At 62.1% G+C, this 13646-nt stretch carries 13 protein-coding genes; 6 read left to right on the top strand and 7 right to left on the bottom strand.

Going from position 1 to position 13646, the window contains the following annotated elements; translation table 11 throughout:
* Window positions 1-43 precede the first annotated feature (43 nt).
* From ASG86_RS03785 to ASG86_RS03765, 4 genes are all read left to right on the top strand, one after another.
* Window positions 44-475 carry a LexA family protein gene (locus ASG86_RS03785; RefSeq protein WP_056330465.1) on the top strand — a complete coding sequence of 144 codons (432 nt, stop codon included), beginning with the start codon at window positions 44-46 and terminating at the stop codon, window positions 473-475.
* A gap of 159 nt (window positions 476-634) precedes the next feature.
* On the top strand, window positions 635-1750 hold the full coding sequence (locus ASG86_RS03780) for a tyrosine-type recombinase/integrase (protein ID WP_056330462.1): 1116 nt from the start codon (window positions 635-637) through the stop codon (window positions 1748-1750).
* The gene (locus tag ASG86_RS03775) at window positions 1747-2097 is read left to right on the top strand and encodes a helix-turn-helix domain-containing protein (RefSeq protein ID WP_056330460.1); all 351 of its coding nucleotides are present in this window, start codon (window positions 1747-1749) and stop codon (window positions 2095-2097) included. Before ASG86_RS03780 ends, ASG86_RS03775 begins: the two co-directional genes overlap by 4 nt.
* Window positions 2098-3940: 1843 nt before the next feature.
* Complete coding sequence (locus ASG86_RS03765; RefSeq protein ID WP_162253491.1) at window positions 3941-4612, top strand: hypothetical protein; 672 nt, start codon at window positions 3941-3943, stop codon at window positions 4610-4612.
* Window positions 4613-4875: 263 nt separating this feature from the next.
* On the opposite strand, the gene ASG86_RS03760 is transcribed toward ASG86_RS03765, so the two are convergent.
* The 5 genes from ASG86_RS03760 to ASG86_RS03740 all read right to left on the bottom strand — a co-directional run bounded on the left by ASG86_RS03760 (window position 4876) and on the right by ASG86_RS03740 (window position 9113).
* Window positions 4876-5280 (bottom strand): hypothetical protein, encoded by a 405-nt coding sequence (locus ASG86_RS03760; RefSeq protein ID WP_156386117.1) that lies wholly within the window; start codon window positions 5278-5280, stop codon window positions 4876-4878.
* A 162-nt stretch (window positions 5281-5442) separates the two neighbouring features.
* Entirely contained in the window at window positions 5443-6732 is a 1290-nt protein-coding gene (locus tag ASG86_RS03755; protein WP_056330450.1) for an ISL3 family transposase, read from the bottom strand.
* 248 nt (window positions 6733-6980) lie between these two features.
* Window positions 6981-7664 (bottom strand): hypothetical protein, encoded by a 684-nt coding sequence (locus ASG86_RS03750; protein WP_056330447.1) that lies wholly within the window; start codon window positions 7662-7664, stop codon window positions 6981-6983.
* A gap of 20 nt (window positions 7665-7684) precedes the next feature.
* On the bottom strand, window positions 7685-8332 hold the full coding sequence (locus ASG86_RS20435; RefSeq protein WP_156386116.1) for a transcriptional regulator: 648 nt from the start codon (window positions 8330-8332) through the stop codon (window positions 7685-7687).
* The gene (locus tag ASG86_RS03740; RefSeq protein ID WP_162253490.1) at window positions 8322-9113 is read right to left on the bottom strand and encodes a TIGR04255 family protein; all 792 of its coding nucleotides are present in this window, start codon (window positions 9111-9113) and stop codon (window positions 8322-8324) included. The genes ASG86_RS20435 and ASG86_RS03740 overlap by 11 nt, the downstream gene beginning before the upstream one ends.
* Before the next feature lie 570 nt (window positions 9114-9683).
* Here ASG86_RS03740 and ASG86_RS03735 point away from each other — a divergent pair.
* Window positions 9684-10982: a Y-family DNA polymerase gene (locus ASG86_RS03735; protein WP_200946131.1), complete on the top strand. Its 1299-nt coding sequence runs from the start codon at window positions 9684-9686 to the stop codon at window positions 10980-10982.
* 56 nt (window positions 10983-11038) lie between these two features.
* On the opposite strand, the gene ASG86_RS20430 is transcribed toward ASG86_RS03735, so the two are convergent.
* The gene (locus ASG86_RS20430) at window positions 11039-11185 is read right to left on the bottom strand and encodes a lmo0937 family membrane protein (protein ID WP_142118975.1); all 147 of its coding nucleotides are present in this window, start codon (window positions 11183-11185) and stop codon (window positions 11039-11041) included.
* Window positions 11186-11433: 248 nt separating this feature from the next.
* On the opposite strand from ASG86_RS20430, the gene ASG86_RS03730 reads away from it, so the two are divergent.
* A complete protein-coding gene (locus ASG86_RS03730) occupies window positions 11434-12624 on the top strand; it encodes an ABC transporter substrate-binding protein (protein ID WP_056330440.1) in 1191 nt (396 codons plus the stop codon).
* A gap of 77 nt (window positions 12625-12701) precedes the next feature.
* Here ASG86_RS03730 and ASG86_RS03725 read toward each other — a convergent pair whose 3' ends face one another.
* On the bottom strand, window positions 12702-13643 hold the full coding sequence (locus ASG86_RS03725; protein ID WP_056330696.1) for a carbohydrate kinase family protein: 942 nt from the start codon (window positions 13641-13643) through the stop codon (window positions 12702-12704).
* Window positions 13644-13646: the final 3 nt, after the last annotated feature.

Here is a 13646-nt window from a genome sequence, read left to right as displayed (position 1 = left end):
CTACACTGAAACTATCGAACATATATTCGAATAAAGGTGTGTTGTGGGCGTTATTATCGGTCCCCGCGTGATAGATGCGGGCGCCTCGTTGTTCTCGGTGCTGATCTCCCCCGTGGCGGTGGCGGCAGGCTTTCCGTCGCCGGCGCAGGACTACTTCGACGGCCGGATCGACCTGAACGCGCATCTCATCAAGGACATCACCAGCACCTTCGTGGTCCGGGTCACCGGGGACTCCATGGAGGGCGCCGGCATCAGCGACGGCGATGAACTGATCGTCAACCGGGCGCTGGAGCCCAGGGACGGGTGCGTGGTGATTGCGGTGCTGGACGGGGAACTGACGGTGAAACGCCTCCGCATCACCCGCACCGGTGTTGTGCTGCAGGCGGAGAACCCGAAGTACCCGGACATCCACGTCCCCGCCCTGTCCGAGCTGACCATCTGGGGTGTTGCCACCAGGTGCCTGCACCATGTCTAATGCGCGTTTTTCCGGTAAACGGGAACGCGCCCGCCCCCATACTTGCGTTATTGCCCCTCAGGGTACCGTTTCGAACCCTTGACCAGCTTGGTTTTCGTTTTGCCCAGGAGGCCAATTTCCCGTTTAATGCATTATTAGTGCATCAGACGGGAGGATATCGTGAGTCGACGCGAGATTCCGCAAGGGGCGTCGTCGCTACACATTGCAGCGGGGGTGGCGTTTCTTGACGAGGGGAACTCCGTGTTTGAGGCGATGCTGGATGGTTGGTCAATGCAGCAGCGCGGCGGCAGGAATCTGCGCGAGAAGAGCATCCGCAGCGCCGTCCTGAGGGTTCGCGATTTCCAGAGGTTCTGTGGTGAGTGGCCGTGGGAGTGGACGGCCGGGAGCATGGATGAGTGGACGTCGCATCTGGTCGCCGTGAAGCACCTGAGGCCATCGACGATCCGGGTTTACCAGTACGCGATCAAGGCTTTCTGCGACTTTCTTTGCTCTGAGCATTATGGCTGGGCGAATGAGTGCATGCAGCGGTTCGGCACGCACCCGATCCAGGTCTGTCATGAGTGGAACACCACGGCCCATCTTCAGAACTACGAGGGGCAGCCGGGCCGGCGGCCGCTGACCCGGAATGAGCTGCAGCGTCTGCTCGACCGGGTGGACTCGCTGGTGGACGAGTGCCTGCAGTCACGGCGGAAAGGGGCACTACCGGCTTATCGGGACGCGACGCTTTTGAAGGTGACGTACGGGTGGGGCCTGCGGATCAATGAAGCGGTGCAACTGGATGTGACGGACTTCTACAGGAACCCGCATGCCCCGGAGTTCGGCCAGTACGGGATCCTGCACGTCCGGAACGGGAAGGCGTCCGCCGGAGGAGCGCCCAAGAGGCGTTCGGTTGTCTCCTTGCATGCGTGGGCGGTGGATTCCGTCCAGGACTACGTGGAGAACGTATGGCCCAAGGTGCGAGACACCGATTCCAATGCGTTGTGGCTCTCGGAGCGAGGGGGCAGGTCCAGGGTCCGTGAAATCCAGGACCGCTTCGCGGAAATCAGGGATGAGCTTGGCCTCGATCCGGCGCTGTCGCCTCATGCCCTGCGACATAGTTACGTCACGCATTTGGTCGAATCCGGCGTGGATCCGGTGTTCGTCCTGCAACAGGTCGGCCATGCCTACCAGTCAACGACCGGCCTTTACACTGCGGTGAGCACGGATTTTGCCAACAAGATGATGCGTCAGACACTCAACCAGTTGCTCAAGCCCGAAGCAGGAGGCATCAAATGAAGATGATCGGTTACGAGTGGCGGCTCAGGGAAGTCATGGCTGCCGCCGGCATGTTCAGCACGTCAAAACTGATCCCCGAACTGCGGGAGCGGGGCGTTCATCTCTCCCAGAGCCAGGTTTACCGGCTCGTCACCGAGAAACCCGAACGACTCAACCTGCACGTCTTTGCAGCCTTGATGGACATCTTCCACTGCTCCGCCGACGACCTTGTCCAATCCGTGGAACTGGGCAAACCAGCGGCCAGGACCGGCACGGACGCTCCGGTAGAAGGCGGAACTGCCGAATTCCTCAGGGAGCAGAACCTTCGCCCGAAACGAGCGAAGATCATGCCCGACGATGCACCGTAATGAGGCCCTGGAAGCCGTCACCGACATCGTCTGCTCGATCGAGGCAGCGCTTCCCCGCACTCTTGTCCGCTCCACCGTCGGCGATGTCGTGCCACGGCACCCCCACTCGCTCCGGCTCCTGGCAGCACTACAGGCACGCCCAAGCCTCCTGGTCTCGGCAGAGAACGACATGCCGCCAGCCCTGGACCGCCTCATCCATAAACTGCTCGCCGAGGGCGCCACACGGCTAAGGCTTCCGGCCTGCGGCCACTGCTCACAGGAGCGTGCACTCAACGCCCGCGACGGCGCCGTCAGGATCTGCGATACGTGCGACACCAGAAGACGTCGCAGCCAGACCACATGCACCTCCTGTCGGCAGCTGCGTCGGCGGCGGACAACCGTAGCCGGGCAGCACTACTGCGGCACCTGCTGGGACACGCTGGCCAAAGATGCCCGGACCACGCTCCTAAGCGCGCTCGGAGCCCAACTTCCACGGGCAACGGATCAGCAGGCCCGCGCTGCAGTTGCTATGCTCAAGGTCCCCGGCGACAGCGCGCTGCTGCGGCTTGCTCTTGAATACCAGGCCTTCGGCAGCGGTTGGATGTCAGACCCTTCCGCCGGGCCGAGGCTGTTCCTAAGGCTGTATGAAGCACTGCGGGCTGAAGGTGTCCCTCTTCCGCCGCCCGGGTGCGGTCACTGCGGGAAAGCCGTTGCACTCAATCACGTGCTCGATCAGAGGCTCTGCTGCCGCCGCTGCTACACCGCTTCCCGCGCACAGCCGTGCGACGAATGCGGGACCACTCGCACGATTGTCCGGCGCGAACTGGATGGGAAAGGTCTTTGCCAGGGGTGCGCGAAAAAGCTGCCCGACCAGTCCGCGGCCTGTACCGTCTGCGGGAAGCTCAGGAAGATCGCCTTGAACAGCCCCGACGGGCCGCTTTGCCCATCCTGTCGTGCCCGCCAGCGCGTCGATACCTGCCATTCCTGTCGCCGGGTCAAACCCTGCCTGTTTGCCGGAACACCCCGATCACGCTGCCACGAGTGCTCCAAGCCGAAGGAACGGTGCGTCCGCTGCGATCGGACACGGACCGTCGGAACCCGGGACTCCGACGGCCAGCCACTCTGCAAGCCATGCGGCCGCCGCCGTGAAGCTTGTGCGGACTGCGGAAGGGACCGGCATGTGGCGGGACGGTCCGGCACCGTACCGCTTTGCGATGCCTGCTGGCCCAAAAACCCGGCATCCTTCCGCACCTGCCAGCGCTGCGGGCAGCACCGCTACGTGCATCGGGACGGTCTCTGCGACCGCTGCACGGCAAACGACAAAATCCACGGCCTGTTCCCCGAAGGCTTGACCGCACAGGTCCCAGAAGCCCTGGCGCTCCGGGATTGGTGTCTGGGTGCGGACGAAACAGCAATCCTGAGCACCTTCGGCCGGAAACGCACGGTCCAACTCCTCCGCACCGTCCTGAGCGCACCGGGAAACCTGTCCCACGATTTCCTGGACGCCGCCGGGACTGCCCAGGCCACCGGGGCTGTGCGGTCCCTGCTAGTCGAGCATGGCCTGTTGCCACCCCGAGACGAGAACCTCTCACGCCTGGAACGATGGGTAACCGCCACTGCCGAACTGATAGTTGACCCCGCAGAACGTCGGGCCTTCGTTCGATTCGCCCGGTGGCGCCATCTGAACACCCTCCGGCGCCGACACCAGCCAACCACCTCAACGCTGACAACATCCCGACGACGGGAACTGCGCATAGTCCGTGAACTGCTCGACTGGGCACGGCAGCACGGAACGTGCCTATCAACCCTCAACCAAACCGATCTACAACGGTGGCAGGCGACCACGCACAGCGAAACGCACCGTGTGAAGGCATTCCTTGTCTGGGCACACCGCAACAAACTCGCAGGTCGCCTCAGCATCAGCCGACCACCGCATCCGGGCCTCGCCCTTAGCGGACCCGACCTAGACGAACGCCGCGCCCTGCTCGGAAGCGTCACCAGATCAGATAATTCTCTTCCCGCGGCCACGAAACTGGCAGCCGCCCTGGTGATACTTTTCGGCCTGCAACCGCACCAAATCGTCAAGCTTCAGATTCGGGACATCGACCACGAACACGGAAAGACCCGCCTGCGGCTGGGCGCGGATCCGCTGCACCTACCCGACGAAATCGCCGCGATCGCCCTCGAAGCCCGGGCCAACCGAACCGCGCCACGGCTGTTCCGGCCAACAACAGACAGCACATGGCTGCTGCCCGGTACCCGCCACGGCCGTCCACTGACCAGCAACGCACTGATCCGCCAGCTGCGGGGCCTCGGCATCGAACCAAATCCGTACCGAACCGCCGCATTGGGGACTCTCGCACAGACCCTGCCCCCGGCCATCCTCGCCCGCCTCACCGGACTTAGTATGACCAACGCCATCCGATGGTCAACGGCGGTCGCTGCGAGCAATGCACGCTACGCTCCACTGACTGACCTGGCCACAACCACCGGCGCCGACTCCGCAGAAAACACACCGGCAGAGCCCTCAGAATGAACTGGTCCCCGAAAATACGAGAATCGCCCTCACCTTGCAGACCCCGAATTTCGGCGAAAATCGGTGACAGCGCAGTGAGGCAGCTGTTCAATAGTTGAGACGTCTCCCATCCCTAGGAATACGAGGCACCTAGGTTATGAGACATATGGCTCCGGCCCTGGAGGTAGTTCAATGCCCGTAAGGGGATCCTTGAGTGAATCGCTGCCAACTATCGCTGGCTTGCTGACATGAACCTGATTTGATCAGACACCGCCGGGTGATGCTCACCGGAACAACAGCGGAATGAAGGCCGCCATAACTCCCGCCAGCAGAGCCCCGACCGATGCCAGAATACTCCAGCGACGCGAACGCATCTCGGCTTCTCTAATGTCGTCTTGAGTAATCCGCGAGAACATGGACATGATGCGTGCTCTGTGCTCCTCGGAGAACCCCAGTAGTTGCTCTGGCGTAGGAATTGGTCCCGCTTTGGCACGATCGACCAAACTCAACTTGTCCTTCTCCATCGCTCGCGCAATCTTCTCGCTCTCCCTCCAATGAATCATCCTGAGCACGACGATGTATATGACGAGCACCAAGGTGAAAAGCGCGATGCCGATGAGGATCTGGAACACCTGATCTAGCTTCAACAGTCCGAAGATGGCTGCGTAGATCAGACCAGGGACAGCCAAGATGACGATCGTAAGAACGCCCGCGACAGTGCGGGTTCCGACCTCACGCCAAAACGTTCGCTCGACCGCCCACTCAGCGGGCCAATTCCAGGGGCTCGAATTTTTTGGTGGCGGTTGGTGGCTCTTCACGTTTCGTGGGGAAATGGATCCCTGGAATGAGCGTCATGCCGCCGTCCGGACGGCACTTCTCAAGAGAATAACTGATTTGTAGTTGGCGGCGTTGCGGTATCCGCGGGCAGTTCGTTTGATGTTCTTGATGGCGGTGTTGTTGGCCTCGACCTTGCCTGTCGTGGCGCCGGTGATGATGAGTACCTCGATCTCTTTCCACCATCTGCAGACGGTGCGGTAGAGCCTGTTGGTTTCTGGCCGCGCGGCAGCCTTGACCAGTTCCTCGAGTTCTTTCTTGGCCGCTGCCGCGTCCTCCAGCGAGCCGGTGCGGAGCAGGATCCGGAGTTGTTCCTTTACTTTCCAGACGGCCTGGAGGGTGCCGGTTGGATCATCGAGGGCGAACACTTCCTGGAGTCGGAAGGCGGCCCGGCAGCTGAGTGTGTCACCGCCGCGCAACAGGAGCATGCGGTGCGCCCAGGCCTTGTCGATGGCTCGGCCGCGGCGGCCCTTGACCTGCTGGGAGAGGTTCTGCCTCGTCTCGGTCATGGCCTGGTTGGCCAGCGAGATCAGGTGGAAGTGATCGACAGCGACCGCGGTGCGGGGAAGCCACATCCGTAACGCTTTACGGAACGCCGCCGAAGGATCGATCGCCACGACCTGAACGGCCAGCCGCCACTCCAGCGGCCGGGCGAACAGCCAGTCCCCGACGCCCTTGTGGTCCCGGCCGTCGACCACGCCCAGGACCTGTCCGGTGTCCAGGTCAACGATGGTTGTCATCCACGGCTCGAACCGTGTCCACGCCTTTGTTGACGGGTCCTGGAAGTAACGCACGGACCGGAACCGGTGCTCATCAATGCCCAGCATCCGCGGGCTGAGCTTGTCCACGTCAGGCAGCTGCAGCAGGCAGGCCTCGGTCACCGCCGCCCGGACCATCCACCAGGACACGGCGAACCCGGCGGCGGTCTCCGACACGGCCCGGCCGGAGCGGATGACCGCGTCCACGAGCTGGTCCCGCAGCCTGGCCGTGGAGCGGGCACGGCGCGGCACCTGCGGCGTGGATTCAAAGAACGAGAGCCGGTCGCACGCTGACTCTTCGCAGTACCAGCGGTACTTGGACCAGAGCACGTCCACCGGCCCGGCGACGGGAATATCGCGGAGTCGTTGAAGACGGCGTTCCTTCCTACGGGACGCAACGACACCGCAGCTCGGGCAGCCCGGAAGCTGGTCGGTTTCGATGATCACCTGCCGCCGGCCGGCAATAACAGCGGTGGAAATGACACGGTAGTCGGGCAGGTTGAAAAGAATGGTGGCAGCGTCAGCTGCGACCCCGGTAGGCTCGATCAAGGCTCGTGGTCCTGTTCCAGGTTGAATGCTTAGACACACTCATCCCAGCAGGGCCACGGGCCCCCTTGTCTTCAACGACACGAACTCATTTCCCCAGCAACCACGAAGAGCCCGGTTGGTCAGCACTTGTCATTGAATCAGCGTAACGGGGAAGACAGACCGTGCCCGCAAGCCGGTCGTTCACCGTGCGCTCAAATCCCTTGTGAAAGTAAGCCGCGTGCCCGCCAGCATAGTGTCGCAGACAAACTTCAGCCTCTGAGTCCCCGAAGGTGAACGGCCATGGCCCGTCTTATCGCTGCCCGCGTTTGAGGGTCTCTCAGCTGTTGCTGCCTTGTCAGCGCCGTTCCAGGGCTTACATCTCTTATCCACTCATGGAACTCTGCTTCAGCATTGGCCCCACGCTCGGCGCACCACTCTGCCGCTAAATCAGCTTCTTCGAACTCGCCTGTTGTTTGTGTGTTGTAAGTCATTGTTGGGACGACAACGCGGCTGTTGTGGTGGACCCACCGTTGAAGTAGCAGATTTACCCCCAGCTGGGAGAGCACGGCCGCCCGTTTGCTAATATCCAAGTCTGCCCGTTTAGCTAACAGCAGTTCAGTGAAGCTCGCGGCAAACGGCCTCTCATCCGCAAAAAGATTGGGTAAAGGCATTTGGCGCACCGGGGCCTTAGCCCAGTCGGTGCGGAGGCCCTGAACCTGGGAAACGCGCGCACAAAGAATGGGATCGACCAGATCAACCCCGCCAACCCTGAGAGCACATGGATGCTGCAGCACGATGAAGGCATCTGTCTCCGCAGTCTCGTCCCCTCCGTGGCTCCAATGGGGAGCAAACACGTCCCCAGTGAATACGGGGCGGTTAACATCAACGTCATCGCCCTGGGCGTAGTAGAGAGCGTTGACGCTGCTGGGGGTTTCAAGCTGGGGAGAACTCACCTGCTAATTATCTCCTCAACTCAATGTCGGGGGCGGATGGACAGCGCGCCATCTTCCGCCACAAATGTCTCGAAGTTTTCATCGACGTGCGTTTGGCGCCAATCGGCGTCGAATTTATCTAGGACAACAGTTGGATCAACTTCGTGGTGACTGGCCCAATCCAGAAGCAATTCAACGCTGCCAGCGACATATAGATCAATCGGAGTAACGGCTACCCCGTCCACGATTGGCATCTCGAACCAGGAAGCGGGGTCCGATATAAGGTACTCGTCAGTAACCATTTCAAGGACAGCCAGCAGTTGAGTAAGTCGGGCCCGGTTATCCCCTGTAATACGCTCGCCCCGGCGCCATTTCTGGATCGCGGGAACGCTGACCCCGATCATGCGAGCAATGTCTCGCCATGCGAATCCCAGTTCCGACAGATGTGCCAGGAGATCCGCCGGCGATTTCCGGCCCCAATCATTCCGTGATAAAGAAAGTGCATAATCGCGGGTTCTATGGTGGAGACTCGTAGAGGTTGAATGGAGATCTCCCGCTTGGGCACGAATCACGGCGGCATCGCCATTCAGTTCGCGAATGCTCTTGCTCGTGCTGGATGTTTCATCGATGGATGGGAGGAATGATTTTCCGCCTGTGGATGACAACGCCGGACCAACGCTAGCCGTCATTGCGAAGCACCTCATTTCTTAGTTTTTCTGAGATCAATGATTCAAAAACGTCCTTGATGGGGCTGTGCAGCCTGTCGCACACCTGCAAAATGTCTTCAACATCAAACTCGGGGATCACGCCGGACGGTGGAGTCCACGCACCATCGATGTCTATGAGGAAGAAGGGTCCCTCGAACACTCCTGGACGTACGAGGTTCGGGAAACTACCCACAGCTTGGCCTACTAACGGCCCATAACGTAGCGTCAGCGAGTCGCCCGGCGTCTCAGACTGGAATACAGTGATTCCCTGCTGCTGCACTATTGAAAGTCCCGGCAGAGACGCAGGAACTCCTGGGCCGAGGAGCTTGGGTGATACCCAGTCTTCCCAGGAAATGCTGGCATCTTCGGGTACGCGTATCTCGTCGACGTATCGAAGACCTACCCTCTCGATGGCATCCAAAGAATCCACGCCGTGCCGAGCCTTTGCCGCAGTCTCTAGCAGAGAGCGAAAGCTCTTATAACTTTCGTACTTTGTCGTTTCGACAACCACCGCATCCTGACGAAAAGTGACAGCCGTCTGCTGATCCCGCGAGACAAACTTAGGAACAGATACGACTTCCTGAGTTCCAGTTTTTATGTTCAAGGTCATCGAGTCTTCCCGCCGCTGGATCGGCGTAACGGAAGATAGCGCTTTTTTGATAGTGCTCAGGGCCGGCACTGTGAGCGACTCGGAGGCTGGATGCCTCAACTCCACCAAGGCGAGAGCAAGCGGCGAACGTGGGTAAACCTCATTGGAAGACACTTTCTCACCATACTGGAATGGAAACTGAAAATACAACCGGCTTAGAGGAGAAGAATGGAGTAGACCAGATGGAGAGCGGCCGCGCTTGGATGAACCCCCGCGAGCCGGTCGTTTGCCGCGCAGCCAGGCATGGATTCTCGTTTCGCAACCGTTGCTGACCGCACATGCACGTTTACCCCGCACGATGAGATGCGCGGTGAAGGTGCCCTAACCGCAACGCTCCAGATTGTGTCGAAACCCTTGAGTTTTAAGACGGTCCGGACGCATTGCGTTGGTCGATGACAAGGCGCAGAGCTCGTCGACCGGGGGCGTTCCCTCTACCGCTCCCTCCTGCTAGAGGTTCCACCCCGAGTTTCCAGGACCGCAGATTCTGCATCAGCTGCAATTGTCGGAGCATGACCGTAGACTCAGGTATCGAACATATATTCGACTAAAGGTGTGTCATGCCTACTGAGACCAACCTTCATGTGATAGGCGATCAACCTCACGCGGTCGCGTTGAAAGTGGGGAATAGCGCACGATCGATAAACGCGTACTACCGACATGACGTCCGCCGGCCTGAGGTGCGCCATGCCTAAGCCCGCGCTTATGCGGCGGATGCCCCAGATTGCCCACGTCGACGTCAACTGCTTCTACGCCTCCGCGGAGCGCGCGTTCGATCCTTCGTTGGAGGGGCGCCCGCTGGTGGTGCTGTCCAACAATGACGGCTGCGCGGTGACCCGCTCCCCGGAGGCCAAGGCGTTGGGCATCGCCACCGGAGATCCTTGGTTCAAGCTCGCGCCCCGGGCCAGAGAGTGGGGGTTGGTGGCGAAGTCCAGCAACTATGAACTTTACGGGGATATCAGCTCGCGGGTGATGGAACTGCTGGGCCGGTACTCGGCCTGGCTTGAGGTGTACAGCATCGACGAGGCGTTCCTGGGCGTGAAGGGCGGGCCGGGGGAACTGCTGGCTTTGGGCCGCAGGATGAAGGAGGCGGTGCGCCGGAATGTCGGGGTGCCTGTTTGCGTGGGCATTGCACCCACCAAGACCCTGGCGAAGCTGTGCAACAAGTGGGCCAAGAACAACCCCGTCTTCGGTGGGGTCTGCCTGTGGGAGTTGGTCCCCGCTGATGTCCGCGAGGCACTGATGGCCCGGTTGCCGGCGGATGAGGTCTGGGGCATCGCCGGACGGCTGATGAAGCGGCTCAACGCCTTGGGGATCTTCACCGTGCTGGACCTGGTCCGGGCGGATCCGGTGGCCATCAGGGACAAGTTCTCGGTGGTGCTCATGCGGACGGTCCTCGAACTGCGCGGCACCCCCTGCATTCCCATGGAGGAGGAGCGCATCGGCCGTGACCAGCTGATCTTTTCCCGCTCCTTCGCCACGCCGGTGACCACCGCGGGCGGTCTGCGGGAGGTACTCAGCATCTATGGGCAGCAGGCGAGCGCCAGGCTCTCCAAGCACGGACTGCAGGCGAAAGTCCTGACGGTATTCGCTGCCACGTCCCCCTTCAGGGACCACGAACAGCACCATCCTTCGGTCTGCGTCTCATTGCCCATGCCCACGGCGGATCCGCTCCTGCTCACCAAAGCCGCCCACGCGCTGCTGCCCAGCATCAGGGACGGCCTGAAATACGCCAAGGCGGGCCTGATGCTCACCGACCTGCGGCCCACCGCGAACCAGCCCCCACTGGAGATCTTCGAGAACCGGCACGAGGAACGCGGAATCGGGCCACTGCTTGAGGAAGTGAGCCTCCGGTTTGGGCGTGGGTCCATCGGTTTGGGGCATGCGGGGATCAGGTCAGGCCTCGACTGGACCATGAAGCGGGAAATGCGTTCGCCCCGCTACACCACCCACTGGGACGAACTGCCGCTGGTCAAGGCCGCCTGAGTCTCTTGGCAACCCGCCGCAGGCATCACAGCCGGCGGCGGGACGCCATCGCGTATCTAGACCCGCGACCTGCCCTGGATGAAGTGGAAGATGAGGACCACCACGGCAACAACCAAAAGTATGTGAATAAGGCCACCGCCGATGTTCGTCAGCAGGCCGAGAAGCCAGAGAACGGCGATGACAATAGCGATCCAAAGCAACATGACGTCTCCTTGTCTAGTTTTTCAAAGCCCCCATGACCTGCACGTACCCACAAGCAGGGCGGGAAAATCAAGGCCGGACAACCTGCCGGTGATCCGGATAAAGACGCTCCAAGACGATTTTTGACGTCCCGCGACGCCGCGTTGAGGCTTCGGGTCGCCCCGTGAACCAGTGCGACACGAATGATTGTGGGGCCGCTGGGCGCTCCGTAATCTCGTCTCAGCATCCGCCCCAGCAAAGGATTTTCCCCATGGCAAACCCACACGAGACGAGTCCACAAAACCAGCAGGCATCCACCCGCATCGTCGCGGCCGGGTCCGCCAAACCTAAACGGCCGCTCGGCCTGAAGATCGGCGTCGCGGCAGCCGCCCTCGCCCTCATGGGCGGTGGTGCCGCCGTCGCCTCCGCCGTCGCCTCCGCCGTCAATAACGGCACTCCCGCACCGGCAGCCGACGCGGCCCCGGCCGGCAGCCCTGCCGCCGAACTGAAGCTCGGCTACTTCGGCAATGTCACGCACGCCCCGGCCCTGGTAGGGGTCAGCAAGGGTTTCATCGCCGATGAACTGGGCAGCACCAAGCTCAGCACCCAGGTGTTCAACGCCGGTCCCGCAGCCATCGAGGCGCTGAACGCGGGTGCCATCGACGCCACCTACATCGGGCCGAACCCGGCCATCAACTCCTTCGTCAAGAGCCAGGGCGCATCGGTGAACATCATCGCCGGCGCCGCAGCCGGCGGCGCGCAGCTGGTGGTGAAGCCGGAGATCAACTCCCCCGCCGAGCTGAGGGGCAAGACGCTCGCATCGCCGCAGCTCGGCGGGACTCAGGACGTGGCGCTCCGGGCCTGGCTCAGCTCACAGGGCTACAAGACCAACGTGGACGGCAGCGGGGATGTCGCCATCAACCCCACCGAAAATGCGCAGACCCTGAAGCTATTCCAGGACGGAAAGCTCGACGGCGCGTGGTTGCCGGAGCCGTGGGCGTCACGCCTGGTGCTGACAGCTGGAGCGAAGGTTCTGGTGGATGAAAAGGACCTATGGGACGGCTCGTTGTCCGGCAAGCCGGGAGAGTTTCCCACCACCATCCTGATCGTGAACCAGAAGTTCGCTTCCGACCACCCTGACACCGTCAAAGCCCTGCTGAAGGGCCACGTGAAGTCGGTTGAGTGGCTGAACGCCGCGCCCGTCGGCGGAAAGGCCACGGCCATCAACGCCGCGCTCAAGGAAGCGGCCGGTGCCGAATTGAAGGCCGACGTCATTGACCGGTCCCTCAAGAACATTGTCTTCACGGTGGACCCGCTGGCCGGGACCTACCAGAAGCTCCTGGCCGACGGCGTCACCGCAGGCACCACCAAGCAGGCGGACATCAACGGCATCTTTGACCTGCGGGCGCTCAACAGCGTTTCGGGCGAGAAGACGTCGGCCGCGGGGCTCGGCAAGGAGTAGTAACACCCCCCATCGATTGCTCCGTAAATGTCCTTTTGAACCCTCAGAACGGCATTTACGGAGCAATCGATGCTGCCTTAAGAGTTCATTTCAACCGCGTTCAGCTCGGCCCGGGTGGGCGGGTTGGCGCCGGGGCGGGAGACCGTGACGGCAGCGGCCTTGGCAGCGTGGGCCAGGAGCTCCGCCAGCCCCTCGGCCGGCAGTTCCCGCAGCTCCTGCCGGTTCTGCGCGCCGTCCAGCTCCCGGTCCACCAGGCCGGACAACAGCGCCGCCATGAAGGAGTCCCCGGCCCCCACGGTGTCCGCCACGTCCACCTTTGGCGCGGGCACGGATGCCTCGCCGGCCCGGCACACACCCCAGGGTCCGTCCGCGCCGCGGGTGACCACCACCATCGCCGGGCCTTCCTCGCCGCCCAGCTCCAGCCATTTGCGGGCTGAATCCAGCACGTCCTGCCCGGGGTACAGCCAGGCCAGGTCCTCGTCGGAGGCCTTGACCACGTCGGCGAGCGCCACGAACTTTTCAGCCTGCCGCCGCGCGAAGTCCACATCCGTGATGATGCTGGGCCGGCAGTTGGGATCGAAGCTGATCGTGGCGGAGGGGTGGGCATATTCGACGGCGGCCAGCACCTCGGTGGCTCCGGGCGCCAGCATCGTGGCGATGGAGCCGGTGTGCAGCAGCGTGGTGCCCTGCAGCATGAAGCCGAGCCGGTCTGCGATGCCCGGGAGCTCCCAGGTGAGGTCGAACGTGTAGGTGGCGGCGCCGTCGTCGTCAATCAACGCCGTGGCCACGCTGGTGGGCAACCCGTCCGGGGGCAGAGGCAGCATCACCGAACTGGCGCGCAGGTGGGCGGCCACCGAATCGCCGTAGGCGTCCCGGCCGTAACGGCCGATGAACTGCACCGGATGGTCCAGCCGGGCCAGGCCCACCGCAACGTTGAGCGGGCTGCCGCCCACGTGGGCCTCGATTCCTGAGGCGCGCTGGACAACGTCAACAAGGCCTTCGCCGATAACTGTGAGCATGGT

It is taken from the genome of Arthrobacter sp. Soil764 (assembly GCF_001428075.1).
Taxonomy (GTDB): domain Bacteria; phylum Actinomycetota; class Actinomycetes; order Actinomycetales; family Micrococcaceae; genus Arthrobacter.
Note: the sequence above shows the minus strand (reverse complement) of the source record. Positions and strands in the feature narration are given on the sequence as shown.